The organism is Kitasatospora sp. NPDC004615 (assembly GCF_042873545.1).
Classification (GTDB): Bacteria; Actinomycetota; Actinomycetes; order Streptomycetales; family Streptomycetaceae; genus Kitasatospora.
This window is the reverse complement of the sequence record NZ_JBIALQ010000001.1, coordinates 912,016-931,162: the sequence shown is the minus strand read 5'-3', so window position 1 is coordinate 931,162 and position 19,147 is coordinate 912,016. Positions and strand designations below refer to the sequence as shown.

Annotated in this window: 21 protein-coding genes; 7 read left to right on the top strand and 14 right to left on the bottom strand. The window is 71.9% G+C overall.

Features of this window, described 5'->3' with window-relative positions; genetic code table 11:
* Nucleotides 1–135: 135 nt before the first annotated feature.
* From ACFYS8_RS04300 to ACFYS8_RS04285, 4 genes are all read right to left on the bottom strand, one after another.
* On the bottom strand, nucleotides 136–1,656 hold the full coding sequence (locus ACFYS8_RS04300; protein WP_387635507.1) for an AMP-binding protein: 1,521 nt from the start codon (nucleotides 1,654–1,656) through the stop codon (nucleotides 136–138).
* A gap of 577 nt (nucleotides 1,657–2,233) precedes the next feature.
* The gene (locus tag ACFYS8_RS04295) at nucleotides 2,234–2,413 is read right to left on the bottom strand and encodes a hypothetical protein (RefSeq protein WP_387635504.1); all 180 of its coding nucleotides are present in this window, start codon (nucleotides 2,411–2,413) and stop codon (nucleotides 2,234–2,236) included.
* 397 nt (nucleotides 2,414–2,810) lie between these two features.
* Complete coding sequence (locus ACFYS8_RS04290; RefSeq protein WP_387635501.1) at nucleotides 2,811–3,554, bottom strand: alpha/beta hydrolase; 744 nt, start codon at nucleotides 3,552–3,554, stop codon at nucleotides 2,811–2,813.
* A 210-nt stretch (nucleotides 3,555–3,764) separates the two neighbouring features.
* Complete coding sequence (locus ACFYS8_RS04285; protein WP_387635497.1) at nucleotides 3,765–4,322, bottom strand: GNAT family N-acetyltransferase; 558 nt, start codon at nucleotides 4,320–4,322, stop codon at nucleotides 3,765–3,767.
* A 246-nt stretch (nucleotides 4,323–4,568) separates the two neighbouring features.
* Here ACFYS8_RS04285 and ACFYS8_RS04280 point away from each other — a divergent pair, with 246 nt between their 5' ends.
* Entirely contained in the window at nucleotides 4,569–5,726 is a 1,158-nt protein-coding gene (locus ACFYS8_RS04280; RefSeq protein ID WP_387635494.1) for a hypothetical protein, read from the top strand.
* A 195-nt stretch (nucleotides 5,727–5,921) separates the two neighbouring features.
* Here ACFYS8_RS04280 and ACFYS8_RS04275 read toward each other — a convergent pair whose 3' ends face one another.
* Nucleotides 5,922–6,431, bottom strand: coding sequence for an NUDIX hydrolase (locus ACFYS8_RS04275; protein WP_387635491.1), 510 nt, complete (start codon nucleotides 6,429–6,431; stop codon nucleotides 5,922–5,924).
* An 11-nt stretch (nucleotides 6,432–6,442) separates the two neighbouring features.
* Nucleotides 6,443–7,375 carry an acyl-CoA thioester hydrolase/BAAT C-terminal domain-containing protein gene (locus tag ACFYS8_RS04270; RefSeq protein ID WP_387635489.1) on the bottom strand — a complete coding sequence of 311 codons (933 nt, stop codon included), beginning with the start codon at nucleotides 7,373–7,375 and terminating at the stop codon, nucleotides 6,443–6,445.
* A gap of 152 nt (nucleotides 7,376–7,527) precedes the next feature.
* Here ACFYS8_RS04270 and ACFYS8_RS04265 point away from each other — a divergent pair, with 152 nt between their 5' ends.
* The gene (locus ACFYS8_RS04265) at nucleotides 7,528–8,046 is read left to right on the top strand and encodes a GNAT family N-acetyltransferase (RefSeq protein ID WP_387635487.1); all 519 of its coding nucleotides are present in this window, start codon (nucleotides 7,528–7,530) and stop codon (nucleotides 8,044–8,046) included.
* Nucleotides 8,047–8,165: 119 nt separating this feature from the next.
* On the opposite strand, the gene ACFYS8_RS04260 is transcribed toward ACFYS8_RS04265, so the two are convergent.
* From ACFYS8_RS04260 to ACFYS8_RS04250, 3 genes are read right to left on the bottom strand one after another with little or no spacing between them, the layout of a single operon-like run.
* Complete coding sequence (locus ACFYS8_RS04260; RefSeq protein ID WP_387635485.1) at nucleotides 8,166–9,230, bottom strand: VanZ family protein; 1,065 nt, start codon at nucleotides 9,228–9,230, stop codon at nucleotides 8,166–8,168.
* Nucleotides 9,231–9,273: 43 nt separating this feature from the next.
* Complete coding sequence (locus tag ACFYS8_RS04255; RefSeq protein WP_387635483.1) at nucleotides 9,274–9,810, bottom strand: GNAT family N-acetyltransferase; 537 nt, start codon at nucleotides 9,808–9,810, stop codon at nucleotides 9,274–9,276.
* Between the two features lie 55 nt (nucleotides 9,811–9,865).
* Nucleotides 9,866–10,405, bottom strand: coding sequence for a GNAT family N-acetyltransferase (locus tag ACFYS8_RS04250; protein WP_387635481.1), 540 nt, complete (start codon nucleotides 10,403–10,405; stop codon nucleotides 9,866–9,868).
* Between the two features lie 190 nt (nucleotides 10,406–10,595).
* Between ACFYS8_RS04250 and ACFYS8_RS04245 the strand changes: the two genes are divergently transcribed.
* Nucleotides 10,596–10,898, top strand: coding sequence for a hypothetical protein (locus tag ACFYS8_RS04245; protein ID WP_387635479.1), 303 nt, complete (start codon nucleotides 10,596–10,598; stop codon nucleotides 10,896–10,898).
* On the opposite strand, the gene ACFYS8_RS04240 is transcribed toward ACFYS8_RS04245, so the two are convergent.
* Entirely contained in the window at nucleotides 10,858–11,466 is a 609-nt protein-coding gene (locus ACFYS8_RS04240; RefSeq protein ID WP_387635477.1) for a TetR/AcrR family transcriptional regulator, read from the bottom strand. The genes ACFYS8_RS04245 and ACFYS8_RS04240 overlap by 41 nt on opposite strands.
* Nucleotides 11,467–11,521: 55 nt before the next feature.
* On the opposite strand from ACFYS8_RS04240, the gene ACFYS8_RS04235 reads away from it, so the two are divergent.
* Nucleotides 11,522–12,379, top strand: a complete 858-nt coding sequence (locus ACFYS8_RS04235; protein ID WP_387635475.1) for an alpha/beta fold hydrolase — start codon at nucleotides 11,522–11,524, stop codon at nucleotides 12,377–12,379.
* A gap of 7 nt (nucleotides 12,380–12,386) precedes the next feature.
* On the opposite strand, the gene ACFYS8_RS04230 is transcribed toward ACFYS8_RS04235, so the two are convergent.
* Nucleotides 12,387–13,145: a hypothetical protein gene (locus ACFYS8_RS04230; protein WP_387635473.1), complete on the bottom strand. Its 759-nt coding sequence runs from the start codon at nucleotides 13,143–13,145 to the stop codon at nucleotides 12,387–12,389.
* A gap of 59 nt (nucleotides 13,146–13,204) precedes the next feature.
* On the bottom strand, nucleotides 13,205–13,963 hold the full coding sequence (locus ACFYS8_RS04225; protein ID WP_387635471.1) for a BTAD domain-containing putative transcriptional regulator: 759 nt from the start codon (nucleotides 13,961–13,963) through the stop codon (nucleotides 13,205–13,207).
* Between the two features lie 301 nt (nucleotides 13,964–14,264).
* Between ACFYS8_RS04225 and ACFYS8_RS04220 the strand changes: the two genes are divergently transcribed.
* From ACFYS8_RS04220 to ACFYS8_RS04210, 3 genes are all read left to right on the top strand, one after another.
* Entirely contained in the window at nucleotides 14,265–14,675 is a 411-nt protein-coding gene (locus ACFYS8_RS04220) for a hypothetical protein (RefSeq protein ID WP_387635469.1), read from the top strand.
* Nucleotides 14,676–14,938: 263 nt separating this feature from the next.
* Nucleotides 14,939–15,355 (top strand): hypothetical protein, encoded by a 417-nt coding sequence (locus ACFYS8_RS04215; protein ID WP_387635467.1) that lies wholly within the window; start codon nucleotides 14,939–14,941, stop codon nucleotides 15,353–15,355.
* Nucleotides 15,356–15,485: 130 nt separating this feature from the next.
* The gene (locus ACFYS8_RS04210) at nucleotides 15,486–16,457 is read left to right on the top strand and encodes a hypothetical protein (RefSeq protein WP_387635464.1); all 972 of its coding nucleotides are present in this window, start codon (nucleotides 15,486–15,488) and stop codon (nucleotides 16,455–16,457) included.
* 52 nt (nucleotides 16,458–16,509) lie between these two features.
* Here the strand turns inward: ACFYS8_RS04210 and ACFYS8_RS04205 are convergent, their stop codons facing one another.
* Nucleotides 16,510–17,742: a helix-turn-helix domain-containing protein gene (locus ACFYS8_RS04205; protein ID WP_387635461.1), complete on the bottom strand. Its 1,233-nt coding sequence runs from the start codon at nucleotides 17,740–17,742 to the stop codon at nucleotides 16,510–16,512.
* A gap of 136 nt (nucleotides 17,743–17,878) precedes the next feature.
* Nucleotides 17,879–18,271: a VOC family protein gene (locus tag ACFYS8_RS04200; protein ID WP_387635458.1), complete on the bottom strand. Its 393-nt coding sequence runs from the start codon at nucleotides 18,269–18,271 to the stop codon at nucleotides 17,879–17,881.
* Nucleotides 18,272–19,147: the final 876 nt, after the last annotated feature.

The following is a 19,147-nucleotide window of genomic DNA, read 5'->3' as shown; positions in this document are numbered from 1 at the left end:
GTGCCAGCGGCGCTTGGGTGTGCGGTGCTGTGCGTGGTGCGGTGCGTGGGGCGCGACGGTGTTGCTGAGCAGGCGATCTGACGGCGCGTCAGATTCATGAGCAGTCCTCCGGCGCGTGCGGGGAGGGAGGGTGGCTCAGCGCGGGGCGGTGCTGTGCAGGCGGTGCGAGGCGGCGCGGTCGACCTTGCCGCTGGCGGTGCGGACCAGCTCCGGCACCACGGTGATCCGGCTCGGGACGAGGTGGCCCGGCAGGCGTTCCCGCAGGTAGAGCAGGAGTTCGGTGGCGAGCGCCGGGTCGGGCCCGCCGGTGCGCGGGACGACGTACGCGACCAGGGCGGCCCGCCCGGCCAGCGTGGTGGCGGTGACCGCTGCCGCGCCGACCCCCGGGTGAGTGCCGAGTCCGGCCTCCACCTCCGCCGGATCGACCCGGATGCCGCGGATCTTCACCTCGTGGTCCAGCCGCCCCAGCGGGGTCAGCACCCCGTCCTCGTCCCGGGCCGCACGGTCGCCGGTCCGGAACCAGCGCTTCCCGTCGCGGAGCACGAACCGCTCGGCGGTGGCCTGCGGCAGTCCCGGGTAGCCCGTGGCGATCGCGGGCCCGCCTATCAGCAACTCGCCGTCGGACGTGAGCAGTTCGTCCACGTGGGGGAGTGCCCGTCCGATCGGCGCGCGCTCGGTGGGATCCCACGCGCGGCCCGGCTGCCGGGTGCGCGGGCCGAGCAGGTCGACGGCGTGCGTGATCAGGGTGGTCTCGGTGCAGCCGTAGGTGTTCAGCAATCGGATCCGAGAGCTGCTCTTCAGTCGGCTCCAGTCCGCCAGCCGGGCCGGGTTGGCGGCCTCGCCGCCGATCACCACCAGCCTTACCCGCGGCGGCAGTTCGGCGCCTTCACCGTCCTCGGTGAGGTGCAGGACCAGCTCGTGCCAGAACGCGGTGGGCAGGTCCAGTACGGTGATGCCGCGCCGTTCGACCATCCGTAACAGCCGGGCGAACGACGCCGAGTGCGCCTCCGGATCGAACACCAGCCGGCCACCGGCCGTCAGCGTCGGCAGGATCTCCTCGAAACAGGTGTCCCAGTTCAGCGAGGCGAACTGCAACACCCGGTCGTCCGGCCCGACTTCGAACAGGTTGCGCAGCGATCCGACCGCGGCCGAGATCGCCCGCCGCGGCGTCACCACCGGCTTGGGCTGCCCCGTCGATCCGGAGGTGAACAGGACGTACGCGGGGTCGTCGGGCGCGACGGCCGTTGCCGTCCCTGCGGCCGGTTCGTCATCCAACTCGAGGTACGGAAGCCCGAGTTGATCGGCCTGAGCGCCAGCCCCGCGACCGGCCAGTAACCGGCAGCCGGCCGCCTCGACCATCCGCTGCTGCCGCTCAACCGGGAACCCCGGGTCGAGCGGCACGTACGCACCGCCCGCCATCAGGATGCCCAGAAGCGCCACCACGGTGTCCGGACGATGCCCGGCCGACACTGCGACCGGCCCCGGCCGGCCACTCAGCCGATCGGCCAACCGCTGTGCAGATAACGCGAGTTGCTGGTAGCTGAGAGTGTGCTCGGGAGACTCGATCGCGGCTCGCTCGGGCCACCGGAGAACGGTTTCCGCGAACGCATCCAACAGATCGGAGCCCGATCTGTTGATGCCACCGTTCTTTGACATGCGCGCTCCAAGATAAATGCCCAGAGGTGCCCGTCCGTGCTTCGGCGAACCGGGACTCTACCTTCAGCCCCCCGGCCCCACAATGGTTGTTGAGTCGATTTCCCAAGAGACCTGTAACTGAACTGTGAACTCCCCGCGCCCAGACCTTGATCACCGTCCGTGATCAAGCCCCCCAACTGGTGCCGACCGTCTCGCGACCCCTGTCCGGGGGCATTCGGGCGCTGGTCCAGTCCACCGCGCGACGGTGCGCAGGCGCACCCGTGATGCCGGGTCGGCCCGCCGCGGAATGCCCCGAATTGCGGCCCGATCCGATAGCGCCCCGCCCCGAATCTGCCTGCTTTGCCTCCGTACGAACGCCGGCCCGCCGCCCCCCGATTGCACCCACTCGGGAATGGAAATCCATTACCTGCCGCCGCCCCGGCCGCCCCCAATTCGCCCCGCGCCGGACGCTTGCGACGCCGCCCGCTTGTCCGCCCGACGACAACAGAGCGTCACCGAACGACAGTTCGGCGTCGGCGACACCAGCGGCCAGGCGGGTCGGTCCGAGTGCTCAGGCCGGCGGCGGTGTGGTGGCCGTTCATCCGGTCTTCGGCTTGTTCCAGTCCTGCGCCCAGCTCTCCGCCTGTTCCGCAGGCCACAACCAGCGGGCGCCGTACTCCTTCTCATCACCGGGATCCAGCTGGGTCAACGCGCGGACCAGCGCCGGGCTGTACACGGCACGGACCCGGAAGTTCTCCAGGAATCGGCTCTCCAGCACGATCCGTATGTACCGGTGCGGCTGTTGCTTTGGTGACGTCCCGACACAATGACGCGTTCGCCTCCGTCGCCCCAGACCGGCGGCGCGATCCACACCTTCGCCCCCGGCGCGAAGTGCTGTAGCCCCCGGCGGATCTCCAGCCCACCGTGGCCGTGACTGGTCTCCTGGGCGACATTGGCCACGACACAGATGCCCAGCAGCTCCGGTCCAGTTGCGCTTTCCATGGTTTCCATGATCGCGCAGTGAAGGCGGCGGGGCGTGAACCCTCTTCCGGGGTTTGCTCTTGAAACCGTCGGCCGGCGCCGAGGGGTCTCCAGCGGGGATCTGCCGCGCTCGCCGCGCGGGCGTCCGCAGGCCAGCACGGCCTACCGCATGGTGCCGGCCTGCGGACGTCGTCTCACTTCAGGTGGCGAGCGAAGAAGCGGGCGCCGGCGTCGAGTTCGTGATGCGGGACGCCGGTGTGGCCGCCCATGTTGGCGTGCAGGGTCTTCTCCTTGGAGCCGAAGGCGTCGAACAGGTCCAGGGCGGCCTGGCGGGGGTTGCCCTCGTCGTCCCACTGCAGCAGGACCTGGAGCGGGATGGTGACCTGCCGGGCCTCCTCGACGATGGCGGCGGGAACGAGGCTCCCGGCGAAGAGGCCGGCGGCCGCGATGCGCGGCTCGACGGCCGCCAGCCGGACGCCGATGGAGATGATTCCGCCCTCGTAGCCGGCCGGGCCGCCGATCTCGGGCAGCGCAAGGAGGTCGTCGAGCGCCGCCCGCCATTCCGGGACGGACTTCTCGACCAGCGGGAGGACCAGCGCGTCGACAAGCTCCTCGCTGACCGGCTCGCCGGCCTCCATCGCCCGACGCAGGTCGGCGCGCGCCTGGTCGGCGGCGGCCCAGCGGGGACGGTCACCGCTCCCGGGCAGCTCGATGGTGGCCGAGGCGAAGCCGTACTCGGCCGAGTAGTACCGGGCCCGCCCCGCCAACCGGGGGTACATCTTGCCCAGCCCGAGCGGCGGGGGACAGATCAGGATCAGCGGCGCCGGCTCGGACGCGGAGGCGGACGCGGGCGTCCACAGGATGCCGGGGATCTCGCCGAGGGTGAACCCGCGCTCGACGACGCCGTCGTCGAAACGCTGCTCAGAAGTGAAGTGCATGGTCGTGCCTTTCGGGAGTGCTCACAAATGGCGCTCCCGGACGACGACCTATCGCCCGACCGTGACCCCGGAGGGGAGCACCCATGTCGATACTGCGTTCACGGGTACCACCTCCTCGTTCTCTTTCACGGCCACCGGAAAGGTAGCAGCGGTCGCCGCAGTCCACCAAACGGGTTGCCGCGAGGGGAGACCGGGGCCACGGCGAGCTCGTCAGGGGCGGGCGGAGTCGGTGCGGACGTGCAGGTGGCCCTCGGACGGAAACGCGGGCGGTCGGGCGGGAAGGACCGCTTCAAGGCCGAAGCCGCACCTCTCGGCCACCCGGCAGGACGCGCGGTTGTCCGCCGCGTGGAAGAGTTCCAATCGCACCACCGGCACCGAAGAACCGCTGGCCAGCACCCACCCGACGGCTGCCTCCAGCGCCCGGGAGGCCAGCCCCCGTCCACGAACGTCCGCCGCCGTCCAGTAGCCCACTTCCGCGCCGCCCGCGTCGTTGAGTTTCACCGTCACATGGCCGACCGGCGGGCCGGAACCCGCGCCGTCGTTCTCGGAAACGGCGAAGCCGAAGCGCGTGCCGGAAGCCCAGCCCAACTGCTGGCTGTCGATCCAACGACGCGCGTCGGCCTCGCTGTTGATCACCGTCATCAGCCATCGACGCATGGCAGGATCCCGGTGCGCGGCGACCAGGGCGGTGGCGTCGTCGGCCTGCCAGGGACGCAGGCTCAGGGCGGGCAGGCCGGCAGTCGACGCCACGGACAGCAGGACGCTCACACAGATCTCCGATCAGCTCTTGCACTGATCAGTAATCTAGCCGCCGCCCGTCATCGCGAAGGGGAACCCGGGAGCCTTCGGACGAGCCTCACCCGACTCAACTCGGTGCGGCCTGGGCCTCCTTGGGCGGACCGGGTGGGTCATCCCCCCTCGAACGAAGCCAGGCTACGGGCCGGCGTGTCAACTCGCACGCCGTACGGCGGAGTTGTGGCGGACGGGACGGATCGTGCGCCTATGATCTGGCGAATGTCGCCCACCGTGCTGCTGATCGATCTCGCCGTCGTCCTGTCGGTCGCCACCGGTCTGTGGTTCGGGCCGCGGGTGTTGGGTGGGACGCCGCCGGTGCGGGCCGGGTGGACGGTGCGGCCCGAGGTGGGGCTGGCGGTGGTGGTGGGCGCCGTGTACCTCAACCAACTGGTGTGCGCCGCCTACGTGGTGAGGGTGCACGGCGGGGACGCGTCGTTCGTGGCGCGCTACCTGCCGTCCGGGTGGTTCGCCCAGCCGGTGGGGAACCCGGTGGTGCGGGCGCTGGCCGAGTGGATGCCCGCGCCGCGGCTGTTCGGGCCGAGTGTGCTGCGCGTGCAGGCGTTCCTGGAGCTGCCGTTCGTGCTGTTCGCGTACGGGACGGCGCTGCGGCGGCTCAGCCCGGCGCTGTACCGGGCGGCGCTCGGGTCCGCGCCGCTCGCGTGGGCGGCCGCGCTCTCCTACACGGTGGTGTTCGGGGTGGTGGAGTGGGCGCTGCGCAACCCGTGGACCGTCCAGGACGTGCTGATCCGCGCGGTCTCCGCCGCCGTCACCGCCCCGCTGGTGCTCACCCTCGCCCGCCGCGACCGTGACCGGGGACTGGAACTCCGGCCCGGATTGGGAGGGTTGCTGCACTTCGCCGTCTCGCTGTGGGCACTCGGCGGGCTGGTGATGGTGGTGTACGACACCGCGCTGCTCTACAACTCCGCCCACCTGCGCACCCGTTGGCCCGAGGCGCTGCTGTGGCTCGCCGTGCTGGCGGTCACCGCGCGGTGGCGGCCCACCACCCCGAGGCCGGTCGGTCCGGCCACGGCCGCGCTCGCCACGGTGCTGCGCCGCGGCCTGGTGCTGTTCCTGGTGCCGGCCCTGGCGGTGCGCTACGGCCTGGGCTTCGCCCACCTGCAAGTGGCCCTCGGCGGTGGGATGTCCACTGCCGTCGGCGCGCTGTGCCACCGCCAGGTCCGGTCCGCGCTGCTCCCGCTCGCGCTCGCCGCGACGGCCGGACTCGGCGCCGCGTACCTCGCCCTGCACGCGGTCGCCGATACCTACCCCGAGAGCGGCCTGCTCCGGGCGATGGTTGCCTGTCTGGCGACCGCCGCGCTGGTCTGCGCCCTTGCCGACCGCCTGGCCGACAACCCGCCTGCGGCGTCCGTGATCTGAGGAGTCGATCAGCGCCTGGACGCCGTCCAGGATCCGGTCGAGCCCGGACTCCAGCGGGTCGGCGGGCTCGGGGGCCGAACGCGCCGGCGGCGATCGCGCGGGTGAGGGCCGGGAAGCGGGCGGCGTGCCGGTCGAGCAGGTTCCAGTGCTCGCTGCTGCTCACCCGGGTCCGCACGATGCTCCTACCCCTGCCCGTCACCCGGCCCCCGAGTCCGCGTCCTCGTCGAAGTCGCCCAGGTGGAGCGGCACTTGGCCGGTGCCGTCGCGGAGCAGCCCGGTCAGGTGGTGGGCCAGCCGGCGGGGGCGGACGGTCTGCTCGGTGGTGGCCAACTCCTCGATGCTCCACCAGTGGTGGCCGTAGCGGGCCTCCTCGGTGTCGATCCGCGCCGCTGCCGCCTCGGCGGGGGTGAGGCGGCAGAGACGGTACTCCTCGGACTGGTCGAAGTGCCGGCCGTCGACGCTGAACCGGGTGCGGCGCGTCCAGGCGAGCGGGCCGAGCCGGTCGGCCGCCACCGTCAGCGTGGTCTCCTCGCGCAACTCCCGTACGGCGGCGGCCAATGCGTCCTCGCCGTCCTCGATCCCGCCGCCGACGGTGAACCACCAGCGGGCGCCGTCACGACGCGGGTCACGGCCGCAGAGCAGCAGCAGGCGGTCGCGGTCGTCGAGCAGCAGGATGCGGGAGGTGCGGCGCCGGTGCATGGTCATGGGGCGCCACGTTACCGGCGGCTCTTGTGCGCCGGCCCGACCGGCAGCGGCGTCGCGGCGAAGTCGGCCTCCGTCAGCGGGAGTTGAGCCCCCGGACGAAGCAGGTCGAGCATGGCGGCCCAGGCTGCTTCGCCGAGCAGGGATTCGCCGTGGGCCGTCCCTCCGTAATCAAAGACCGCCGAGGGCGCGGCGGGGCCTTCGCCCGGGAAGCGCAGCCGGTGTCCGGCGTCGTCGCGGCTCACCAGGCGGACCTGGGCGCCAACTGCCCGGCGGCGTGCGGCCAGTTGCTCGGCATAGCGCAGGGACGGCCACATCCGGTCGTCGCCGCCCGCGACCAGCAGGAGCTCGGCGGACATCTTCTCCACCGGGATCGCGGCGGCGTCCAGGCGCTCGGGGAAGGTCCGCTCGCTGAGTTCGTACCAGCCGAGGATCGACACCGGACCGTCGCCATGCCCCTCGGGCTCCCAGCGGTCGCCGGCCAGCGGAACGAAGGGCACCGGCTGCCCCTGCCACGTCCAGGAGGACCGCCAGGGCTGGTTCTGCCCGTCCAGCCCCGGGCCCACGTTGCACCAGACCAGCGAAGTCGGCGAGAGGGCCACCACCGCGTCGACACGCGGATCACGGATCGCCGTGAGCATCGCGGCCTCGGCGCCCTTCGACCAGCCGAGGATGCCGACGCGATCCGCGCCACGGGACCGCAGCAGATCGACGGCCGCCACGAACGTCTCCAGCGGCAGCTCGCAGATCCCCGGCGGCTGCCCCGGCCCGCCGAACCAACGGATGGCCAGCGCAAGGAACCCCTGCTCGGCGAGCAGCCTCGCCCGCACGCGGTCCACCCGCCCGCTCGACCCGGCCAGCACGAGGACGCCCGTGCCGTTGCCCGCGGCCGGCTCCATCAGGACCCCTTCCCAGGGGGTCGTCAGTTCGTGTTCGACAACGGTCACGGATTTCTCCTGACTCGGAAGGGAGTTGAGTTGAAGGCCGGCCAAGGAGTCGCACAGGTGGGCGCGTTCGGCAAACTCCGGGCGGGGCCGGAGACGGTCTTGGAACGATTGTGCCGCGTGAGGGAAGGTCGGGTGTCTGACATGCTGGGCGCGTGACAACGACCGGTTCTTCGATCCGCCTGGCGCGTCCTGAGGATGCGTCCGCTCTGGTGGCCCTGCAGCAGGCGCTGGACCACGAATCGGAGTTCATGCTGCTGGAGCCCGGCGAGCGGGAGCCCGATCCGGAGTCGGTGGAGGCGCGTCTGGCCGGTTGTGCCGACGGCCGGGACCCGTCGTATCTGGTCGTGGCGCTGACCGGGCCGGTGGTGGTCGGCTATGTCGATGTCACCGTACTGCCCTTCACCCGGGCCCGCCGGAGCGGCTACGTGGTGGCCGGTGTACGCGCCGATCACGCCGGCCGGGGCCTGGGCCGGGCGCTGATGGAGAGCGCGATCCGGGAAGCCGGCTCGCGCGGGATGGGCCGTCTGGAACTCACCGTGATGGAACACAACCACCGTGCTCTCGGTCTCTATCTGCGGTGCGGCTTCCAGGTCGAGGGACTGCGAAGGGCCGCGCTCGACGTGCACGGCCGCCGAGTCAGCGAGTACTACATGGGACTGCTCCTGGGCTGAGCCCTCGCGGGTCGCGTTCACGGGTGGCGGACGGTGATGACGGTGTCGGCGTCGGCAAGTTCGAAGACGGCGTCGGCGTGCGAACTCATGACAGCGACGGCGTCGGGCATCCGCAAGCCCTACGGTCGGGGGTCGGCGCCCCGGTGTGCGGACGAAGACATGACCCGGCCGGAGGTGGAGACGGTGATGTCCACGCGCACGGCCATCTGCACGTTGTCGGCGTTGGACCGGCGGTAGCTGAGCAGGTAGGCGCCCGGGGTGTCGGTCGGGGTCAGCGTCGGGGTCAAGCCCCCTATGAGGTCGGGGAACCAGGTCGTCGCGAAGTCGGCACCGACCTTGAGGACCTGGTCCTGGGCGAGCGTCCCCGGGTCGATCCGGGTGTCGGCAGCGGCGCTGGTGAGGAGGCGCCCGGTGGGCCACTCGATCCGGAACCGGCCGCGGTCGGTGGTGACTTCGAGGACCGGCTGGGGCGGCTTCTCGGGATCGGTGGTGCGGTAGGTGGTCTGCAACAAGGTGCCGGGGCCGAAGAGTTGGGCGGCGATGCGTCGCGGTACCTCGGTCTCGTCGGCCGCGGTGACCGCGCCGAAGCCCGCCGCATCGTGATGGAGCGGCACGTACAGCCAGATGACGGCCGTGACTGCCGCAAGGCCGGTGCCGGTCGTGGCCAGGCCGTGCAGCACGTCACGGCGGCCGAACAGCGGCCCGCGACGGCGAAGCCACAGCCAGACGACCGCGGCCGCCGTGCCGATGAGCGCACCGAGTGCGTTGTCGACGAGGTCCGCTCCGTCGCAGGCGCGGCCGGTGCCCAGCAGGGTCTGGCCGACCTCGGTCGCGGCGGAGAGCACCGTGCACGCCGCGAGGACGGTCAGGGGCCGGCGCAGGACCAGCGTGGCGAACAGGGCGAGCGGCACGTACAGGGCGATGTTCATCAGCTCCTGCAGGGTGGTGGCGGTCTCCCACACCCCGGAGCCGATCGAGCAAGTCGGTTCTCCGGACGACCCGTTGACGGTCGGCGTCAGCGTCGCCGCGACCTCCCCCGCCAGCGACAGCCCCCAGAGCACCGCGGTGACCGCCGGCCACTTCCTGCGCCGGGCCTGCCACAGCGCCACGCCACCGAGGACCAGGCCGAGTACGGCGAATACCGGGAAGAGCGCGGGGGCCGTGGAGAGAATCGCTTCGATCACTGGTGTCCCCTTGTTCCTGAACGGCGGGGCGCGGGTGGGGAGTTCAGCTCGGCCAGCGGACGCCGAACCACTGCTCGGCGGCGAACTCCTCGAACCGGTCGACCTCGGCGAACCCCAGCTTCGTCGCGAGCCGCATCGCCCGGTCGTTGGCGGACTGCGTGCAGAGCACCACCGGCTCGCCGGGAAGCACGCCGTCGAACCAGCCGAGGACGGCCGTGCACGCCTCGGCGGCGTACCCGCGTCCCCACGCCTGCGGCAGGAACAGGTAACTGAGTTCGGCCTCCCCGCCCTCCGGACGGACGTGGCCGGGGCGGTCCGCGTCGCGCCGGTCGAGCGTGACGAGACCGATGGCCGTGCCGTCGAGCTCGACCGCGAACAGGCCGGGCTGCCGGGTCGGCGCCTCGGGCACCGCCCGCTCGACCTCCGCGCGCGGACGGGCGCCGCCGAGGTACGTACGGACCTCGGGCGAGCTGAACAGGTCGACCATTGTCGCCCGGTCGCGGGCCTCGGGCTCGCGGAGGACGAGCCGCTCGGTGCGGATCGGGGCGGGCGGCCAGGCGGTGATTCCAAGATCGGTCATGCCCGAAAACCTACCGCACGCCCTGATCCTGAACGGCAGTGCGCAGGTGGGGGGTTCAGCGGGGCCGGCGGACGCCGAACCACTGCTCGGCGCCGTACTCCTCGAACCGCTCGACCTCGGTGAACCCGAGCTTCGTCGCGAGCCGCATCGCCCGGTCGTTGGCGGTCTGGGTGCAGAGCACGATCGGCTCGCCGGGGAGCGCGCCGTCGAACCACTCGAGCGCGGCCGTGCACGCCTCGGCGGCGTACCCGTGGCCCCACGCCTGCGGCAGGAACATGTAGCCGAGTTCGGCCTCCCGGCCCTCCGGGCGGACATGCCCCGGACGCTCCGGATCGCGCCGGTCGAGGAGCGTGAGGAAGCCGATCATCGTCCCGTCGAGCTCGGCCACGAACACCCCGGGCCGCTGCCCGGGCACCTCCGGCACCGCCCGCTCCAACTCCTCGCGCGGGCGGGCGCCACCGATGTAGGTCCCGACCTCCGGCGAGGCGAACAGGTCGACGAACGCGGCCCGGTCGCGGGCCTCGGCCGGCCGGAGCACCAGCCGCTCGGTGGCGACGGGAACGGGCGGCCAGGCGACAGTTCCATGATCACTCATGCCGGGCAACCTACCCGAGGCCGCTCGACTTGCAGGCCGGAACAGCCAGTTCGGGGATCGTCGCCGCCGTAGTGCTCCACGGGGTCGGCAGTCGGCCGGGCGCGGCCGGTCCGGCGGCGCGGTCACGTACCTCGACGACCGGCGTCGGGGCCGACCGGACGGATCGTCAATCGGCAGGCACGAACACCTGGTGCAGGATGGGGTCAACAGCGTGCTCCCGGAAGAAGCTCTCGTGGTCGACCCCGCTCTCAAAGCCGCCCTGGTCCGCCTGCGGGCCGTGAAGTCGCAGCGGCCGACCGGCGCGGAGCCCCGCGAGCTGGCCGACTGGTGGGAGAAGATCGCCGATTTGCTGGATTCGCTTGCGGCTGTATTCCTCCTCGAGGACGACCGGGTCAAGGCGGCAGCGGAGGCCGAGGCGGCGCGGGCCCGGGCGGACGAGATCAGGGAACGCCTCAACCGGCAGGCGCGAACAGCTCGTCGAGGTGGTGGGTGAGGACGGCGAGCGCGGCCTCGCCGTCGCGTTGGCCGCCGAGGACGCTCTGGCCGAGGCCGTTGACCATGGCGGCGAGGCCGGCGGCGGTGATCTCGGGGTTGCGGGCGGGGGAGAGGGAGCCGTCCTGCTGGGCGGCGTGGAGCTGCTTGGTGAGGAAGGACTCCAGCAGGTCGGCCTGGCCGGTGCCGTGCTTCTCCAGCGCCGTCGGGTCGTTGAGGACCAGGGCGTAGTACGCGGTGTAGGTGCGGGCGATGCGCCGGCTCTCGGCGTCGGTGGGCAGGATGCAGGCCAGCACGGCGGTGATCAGCGCGCGCGGGGTGGGCGGGTTGCCGGCGGCGGCGATCCAGCGGGCCATTCGGGCCTGGAGTTGGGCGCCGAGGCGGGCGAGTGCGTCGAGCAGCAGGCCCTCCTTGGTCTCGAAGTAGTACTGGACCAGCCGCAGTGACACGCCGGCCTCGGCGGCGACCGCGCGCATGCTGGCGGACTGAAGTCCTTGGGTGTCGGCGATCCGGAGCAGCGCCTCGGCGATCTGCCGTCGGCGCTCCTCGTGTTCGACCTTCGTGTTCATGATCCGGCCTCCCTGGTACACCCGTATCATGCCGTGATACACATGTACCATGCGAATGAGCGAGTTCAGGAACGCCCAGGCCGCCGCTCGATTCCAGGCCGCCTACGACCATGCCCTGGCCACCCTCTGGCCCGGCCCGCGCACCGCCATCGACGTCCTCGGGCCGTACGGCACCACCCGCCTCTACCGCACCGGCACCGCCAGCGGACGGCCGATCGTGCTGCTCCCCGCCTCCGGCGGCAACGCCCTGATGTGGCACCACCACCTCGGTCAACTCGCTCAGCACCACCCGGTGTTCGCCCTCGACCCGATCGGCGAACCGGGCGCCAGCACACAGGCCGCGCCGATCGCCGACGGCGCGGACGCCGCCGCCTGGCTGGACGGCGTCCTCGCCGAACTCGGCCTCACCGACGCCCACTTGGTCGGCTGCTCGTACGGCGGCTGGGTCGCGCTCCAGCACCAACTGCACCACCCGGGCCGGGTTGGCGCATTGACGCTGCTCGACCCGGCCGGATTCAACGGCTTCGGCTTCCGCTTCTACGCCTGGCTGATCGCCGGCGGCCTCGCCGCGTCCGCACCCCGCGCGCTGCGGCCCCGGCTGGCCCGCGCGGTCGGCAACAGTGCCGTACTGGAAGAGGAGTTGATGCGGTTGTCCCGCGCAGCGATGGGCTTCCGCCGCGCCCTGCCCGTCCCGCCGGTGCTCACTGACGAGGAACTGCGCCGGATCGACCTGCCCGCGCTGTTCCTGCTCGGCGCACGCAGCGCACTGCACGACTCCGCGGAGGTCGCCGCCCGGCTCGAACGCGTGCTGCCCAGTGCCCGGGTGGAGATCGTCCCGGACGCCGGGCACTCGCTGCCGATGGACGCGCCCGACCTGGTCACCGAGCGGATCCTTGCCCGGAGCTGGATCTGACGTCACGTCACATCGACGTCTGCCTCGCACCGTTGGCGTTTCGCACCGCCACCGCGCACTGCCAAGTCGCGTACAGCAGAACCGCGGTGACGGCATCCATCAGGACGTTGACCAGCGGCTGAGTCAGCTGCATCGTGATCATATAGAGGTAGCTGAAGCCGCTGTAGAACGAGGACATCGCCATCGAGAGCACGAACGACGAGACCACCGCCGGGATCAGCGTGATGGCGATGACGCGCAGCACCGTCCGCCAGTCGCCGCGCAGCACCGCCCAGGCCCGGCGCACGCCCGCACCCTCCATCAGCACCGCCGTCGGCAGCAGCGTGAGTGCGATCGCGCCGAGCAGTGCGGCCAGATCGAGCACCATGCCGCCCGGCGGGAGCAGCAGCGCGGAAGCGGCGCTGTTGCGGGTGGACTCGGGGAAGAGGAAGCTCGTCATGATCACCAAGTGGCGGGCGCGCGGCACCAGCAGGGCCACGGCCAGCAACGCCACCCCGGCCCCCGCCCTACCCAGCAGGCCCCGGCGGCCCGACAGCAGCTCCAGCTTCGGCGCCCACACCAGGGCCGAGACCGCCGCCCCGACCAGTATCGGCAGCACCAGGGTGATCGCCAACGGGGCTTCGACCGCCGATCCGATGAACCGCAACGCCCACTCCGCGACCACCGGCACCAAAGCCAACAGCAACAGCCGCCACCAGCAGGCCGCAGCCCGCGACTTGACGATTCCCCACCAGCTCGCGTCCGCGCGCGTCTCTTCGTACACCACGCGGTGAGGGTAGCGGCCCGCGACCGGAGTGGTGGCCGCCGGGGTTCGCCGAACGGGCGTCAGGACGCGGCCCAGGTGAGCACCGCGGTGCCGCCGTGCAGGATCTGGCGGTGCACCTCGCGGAGTTCGGGACCGGGTTCGACACCGATGGAGTCGGCGAGATGGCGCCAGACCCGGTGGTAGACGGCGAGGGCCTCGGACGGGCGGCCGGAGCGGGAGAGCGCCGTCATCAGCAGCGCCCAGAACCGTTCCCGGTCGGGGTGGCGTGCGGTCAGCTTGCGGAGCTCGGCGACGGCGGTGCCGGTGCGGCCCAGACGGAGCAGCGCCTCGACGCGCAATTCGCGGACATCCAGGCGGAGTTCGGAGAGGCGGACGGCCTCCTCGTGGTGCAGGACGGCACAGGCGATGTCAGCGAGTGCCGGGCCGCGCCACAGTGCCAGGGCCTGATCGAGGGAGCTCAGGCCATCGCCCGGACAGCCCTCCCGGACCTCGTGCGCGCCGTGCTCGTACAGCCGGACGAACCGGTGGGCGTCGAGCTCGGCATCGGTGATCGACAGCCGGTAGCCGCCGGAGCCGGTCTCCAGCCGCGGCCCGAGCGGCCCGAGGGCGCGCCGCAGCCGCATCACGTAGCTGCGCAGCGTGGTGGCGGCACCGGCCGGCGGGCGGCCGTCCCAGACGAGTTCGGCCAGCGTGTCACTCGGAACGAAGCCGGGCCGCAGTAACAGGGCCGCCAGCAGCACGCGTTGGCGGGCGGCCGGTAGCGGGCGCGGTCCGGAGTGATCGGAGATCACCAGGGGGCCGAGTATCCCGAAGTGCATCTGTTCCTCCTCGTGTGCGGGTGGACCCGGGACCGCGGCCCGGGACGGGGAGTTGTCGATCGCCCCTGCCTACCCATGGTTCGACGGAGCGAGCCACGCCGATGCCGCCGATCAATCAATTCCGGTCAACCGGACAGCCGGACCCGCAGGTCGGGGCGGGTTCCTGGACGCCACGCAGGTGCGACGGGTATGCCACGGGCCTGACGAAGGATGGGCTTCGCGGGGCCACCGATCACTGGAGGGGCCCGCGACCACTCCGGTGCCGGATGTTCCGGCACCGCTGTTGAGGGAGGACCACGGGATGCGTCTTCGCAAGCTCATCGCGGCGGCCGGCATAGCCACCACGGTGGCCGGCTTCGGCCTGGTCAACGCCGGTGAGGCCTCGGCCTTCAGTGTCGACTGCAGCAACTACAACGCCTGCCTGTACTACAACTCCGCGGCGTACGGCTACGGCGCCTACTACGAGCAGCAGCCCAACATCTCGGACTACGCGGGCCTCACCTTCCGCGCCGGCAACAACGGCAGCTCCGGCGCCGGTGTCGCGGTGAAGAACCACGCTGCGGCCGTCGACAACCGGTGGATCGGCAACTTCACGATCTACTACAACAGCAACTACAACTGCTCCGTCGCCTGCCAGACCATCGGTGCCAACACCCGGGTGGACCTGAACGCCTCGGTGAAGAACAACAACGCCTCGGGCAGCTTCGGCTGAGCCGACGCATCAGCAACTGACTGAACGTCAGTAGAGCTGCGGCCCCGGGTCGTTCGCGCGACCCGGGGGCCGTGCTCCGCTCCGGCCGGTCGGCCCGGGCCGGGGTCGCTGCGCCGCCCCGACTTCGAGGAGTACCCACCCATGCCCCGCTGCAGGCGCTGCGCGCCACGGGGCCGACGAAGTGGGGCCACCGAATGCTGGAGGGCCCCGCGGCCACTTTGGTGCCGGACGTTCCGGCACCGTCGTCGAGGAAGGACCACGGGATGCGTCTTCGCAAGCTCATCGCCGCGGCCGGCGTCGCCACCACGGTGGCCGGCCTCGGCCTGGTCAACGCCGGTCAGGCTTCGGCCTTCGGCGCCGACTGTGCCGGGAACACCCATGCCGTCTGCCTTTACTACAACGACTCCGCGCACGGTTACGGCGCCTACTTCATGCAGACCGGAGACATCCCGGACTACACGGGCTACACCTTCCGGGCCGGCCTGAACGGCACTGCCGGTGCCGGGGTCGCGGTGAAGGGCCACGCTGCGGCCGTCGACAACTGGTACGGCGGCACCTTCATCTTCTACTTCAGCAACAACTACAACTGCTCCGTCGCCTGCCAGGCCATCGCGCCCTGGTCCAGGGTGGACCTGAACACCTCGCTGAAGAACACCAACGCCTCGGGCAGGTTCAACTGAGCCGACGCATCGTCAGCCGATTCACGTCGGTGAAGCTGCGGTTCGCGCCGCCCGCTCGACCGAAGCTCCGCCCGACCGGTCCAGGCCCCAACTGCTATGCCGCCGTCCCGACTTCGAGGAGTATTCGCCCGTGCCCCGCCGCCCGCGCCGTTCCCGCCGTACCTCCGGCCTGCTCGTCCTGCCGCTGCTGCTGGCCGCCGGCTGTGCGGGCGCCAACGCCGCTTCGTCGCACGCCGGTTCCGCGAGCCTGCCGCCGCTGCCGAAGCCCTCGGTGGGTGTCGCGCCGGTGACCGACTCCGCGAATGCGCTGCCGCTGCCGCTGGACGGCTACCTGCTCAACCCGGCACAGATCGCCTCCGTGCAGCAGGCACAGGCGAAGCTGGTCGACGCCTGCATGGCCGGGTTCGGTCTGGACTTCCACTTCCCCCCTGCGCCCAAGGAGCTGCGTGAACCGGACGCCCCGACCACTCGGGTCGACGGCCGGTACGGCCGGCAGAACGCGCAGTTGATGGCCCGCTGGGGCTACCACCCGGAGGGCGGCACGCCCGCCGACGGCGGCGTCCAGAAAACGACGCCACCCCCGGAGGTCATGGTGGCCGAGACCGGAACCGACAAGCCGACGGAGCGGTTCGGGCCCGGTGGGCAGGTGATCAACGGTCACAAGGTGCCCGAGCGCGGCTGTCTGGGGCAGGCCAACCGTCGGCTGACCGGTACCCCCGACGGGCAGATCGGCGACCCGCAGAGCGCGATCGACGCGAAGTTCCGCACCATGGGCGCCGCGCAGGACGATCCGCGCACGCAGGCCGCGTTCGCGCAGTGGGCGGCGTGCATGAAGGAGCACGGTGTCGCCGAGTACACCGATCCGCTTGCGGCGATGTCCGACTCCGAGTGGATGCGCACCCCGCAGCCCGGCGCGCGCGAGCTGAAGGTGGCGGGCGCGGACGCCGACTGCCGGCACCGCGCCAACGTGGTGGGGATCTGGTACAGCGTCGACTACGCCTACCAGCAGGAAGTCGTGGACGCCGACCCGGCCGGGATGGCGAAGATCAAGGCCGGGCTGGAGACGCAGGTCCGCAACGCCGCTGAGGTGCTCGGAAGTTGACGACGGCCGCCGTTCGCCGGGACCCGCAGGTGGGCGGGCCCCGGCGCTCGGCTCAGCCGTTGATCGGATAGCGGCAGGCCTCCGCACGGGCGGCCTGCAGGGCGTCGCCGGTGAGGGTGTCCGGCCGGCCGGTCTGCCCGGTGCCGACCAACAGGGCGTCCGAGACATCGGTCGGCGCCTGTCCGCCCAGGCAGGCGGCGGCCACTACCGGGACGTCCGGCTGCCCGTCGGCGGCCGAGCCGGGCTGCCAGGTGGTGCGGAACTCCTGCTTGGCGGTGGTCATCGCCAGCTGGTGCCAGTGCGGCCGGTCGGCACCGCGGTCCTGGTAGTAGGCGGCGAACCCGACGATGCCCAACTGGTGCCCGCTGACCGAGAGTTCGACGGTGGTCGGGTCGGCGGCGAAGGGACGGGCGGTGAGTGCCAGGTCGGACGGGCCGGGGAGCCCGCCGGGACAGGCGGCGGGCGGCAGTTCGCGCGGCGGGTTGCCGTGGACGACCGCGGAGGAGATGTATCCGTCGCCCAGCTTGAACCAGCGCAGGTCCGGCGAGTTGCCGGTGGCGTCGATCACCACGTCGCCCAGGCAATAGGCGGTGAACTTCAACCGGCAGCCGGCCGGGAGCTCCTGGAGCACCTGCCCGCCCAGTGAGGGCGCGTCCCGGACCCGGGTGGTGTCGGTGTACGTCCGGCCGCCGAAGCCGCCTTTGCTGCTGACGGGTTTCGGGCATCCGGGCGGGAGCAGGGCCAGCCGGTCCGAATTCTCGGTGGAGAGGTGGAGTGCGAGCATGCTTCCCGCCAGCGCCGTCACCACTCCGGCGGCCAGTGCGACCGGGCCGCGCCACGGCCGTTTCGGCACCGGCTGCGTGAGGTCGAGCGAGACCGTGGTGAACGTTTCGGCGGGTACGGGTAAAGAGTGTAAAGAGCCGAGCGGAGTGGTCGCGGTGGCGGTTGCGGTCATCGTGGCGGTGGACTCCCGTACCGCAGCGGCGAGTTCGGCATCGGCCGGGTCGCGACGGAGGTCGGTGAGTTCGGCTTCCAGCCGGTGCCAGCGGCGGCGCCAGTCCTCCTCGTCGCCCTGGCAGGCGCCGACGAAGGCGAGCGTGACCTCCAGGCTAGGGCGGCGCAGACCGGCGGCGGCGTCGCTCAAGGTGGTGGCGCTGAAGCCGGCGACGCGGGCGAGGGACCGGTAGGTGGGGTTGCCGACGGACTCCCGGAGCTCGCGCAGGCCATGGGCGAAGGCCTGCAGTGGCCCGTCGGTGGGGTCGAGGGGGCGTGGTCTACGGGCCAACGTGACTCTCCTGCGAAAGGGGACAAGGCGGGCGTTCGTATAGACCAGATACAGCCCGCCATTCTCCATGATCGGAGAGCGACCGACAACCAAAAGTTTCGCAATCGAAGGGTGGAGACGTGGTGCGCCCCTTCGGTCACGGCCCGGGGCGGACGATCTGCACCAGATTGCCGCAGGTGTCGTTGAACACCGCCGCCGTCACCGGCCCGAGTTGGGTCGGCTGCTGGGTGAACTCCACGCCGAGGGCACGCAGTCGCTCGTACTCGGCCTGCACGTCGTCCACCGCGAACGAGACGGCCGGAATGCCGTCCGCGACCAGTGCCGCCTTGTACGGCGGGACGGCTGGGTGTCCCGACGGTTCGAGCAGCAGCTCGGTGCCCGCCGGCTGCTCCGGCGACACCACCGTCAACCACCGTGCCCCGCCGCCCAACGGCACGTCGTGCTTCACCACGAACCCCAGCACCTCGGTGTAGAAGCGCAACGCCCGCTCCTGGTCCTCGACGAACACCGAGGTGATGTAGATCCGCATCCCGCCGCCCTCCAAGCCTCGCCGCCGACCCACCGACCCACCGACCCTACGGCCGACCGCGACCCCGGCAGCCGGCGGCACGCCGGGCGCGGACGAACGCAGAAGTGCGGTCAGAAACGGGAATTTCGCGATGGGTTACTCCGGGCATCGCCCCCCCTGCGGCTGACTGACCTCACCCGCCCGCGGCACGCCGGGCGCAGCCGACCCGTGGAAGTCCCGTCCGGAGTGGGGAGTTCACTTCGGGCGGAGGAGGGGAGGTCGAGCGCGTGCGGGTGGGCACTGCGGCGCATGTCGGCATCCCGCTGCCCTCCGGACCCCGCCGCCGTCTCCCTGCTTCCGCCCCCACGGCGGACCGCCGGTGGCATGTCGGGCGCAGCGGATCCGCAGAAGTCCCGTTCGGAGAGGGGGGTTCACTTCGGGCGGAGGAGGGGAGGTCGCGCGCGTGCGGGTGGGCACTGCGGCGCATGTCGGCATCCCGCTGCCCTCCGGACCCCGCCGCCGGTCCCCTGCCCCCGTCCCGACCGCTTCCCCGGCCGTCCGCGGCACGCCGGGCGCAGCCGACCCGTGGAAGTCCCGTTCGGAGTGGGGGGTTCACTCCGCGCGGGGGAGCCGGGCGGCCAGTGAGGTGAGGAGCAGGTCGAGCGCCAGCGGGTAGGCGCTGCGGCGCATGTCGGCATCCCGCCGTCCTCCGGCCCCTGCCGCCGTCTCCCTGCTCCCGCCCCCACGGCTGGCCGCCGGTGGCAGAAGTCCCGTTCGGATAGGGGGGTCACTGCTGCTGGGGGAGCCGGGCGGCCAGTGAGGTGAGGAGCAGGTCGAGCGCCAGCGGGTAGGCGCTGCGGCGCATGTCGGCATCCCGCCGTCCTTCGGCCCCCGCCG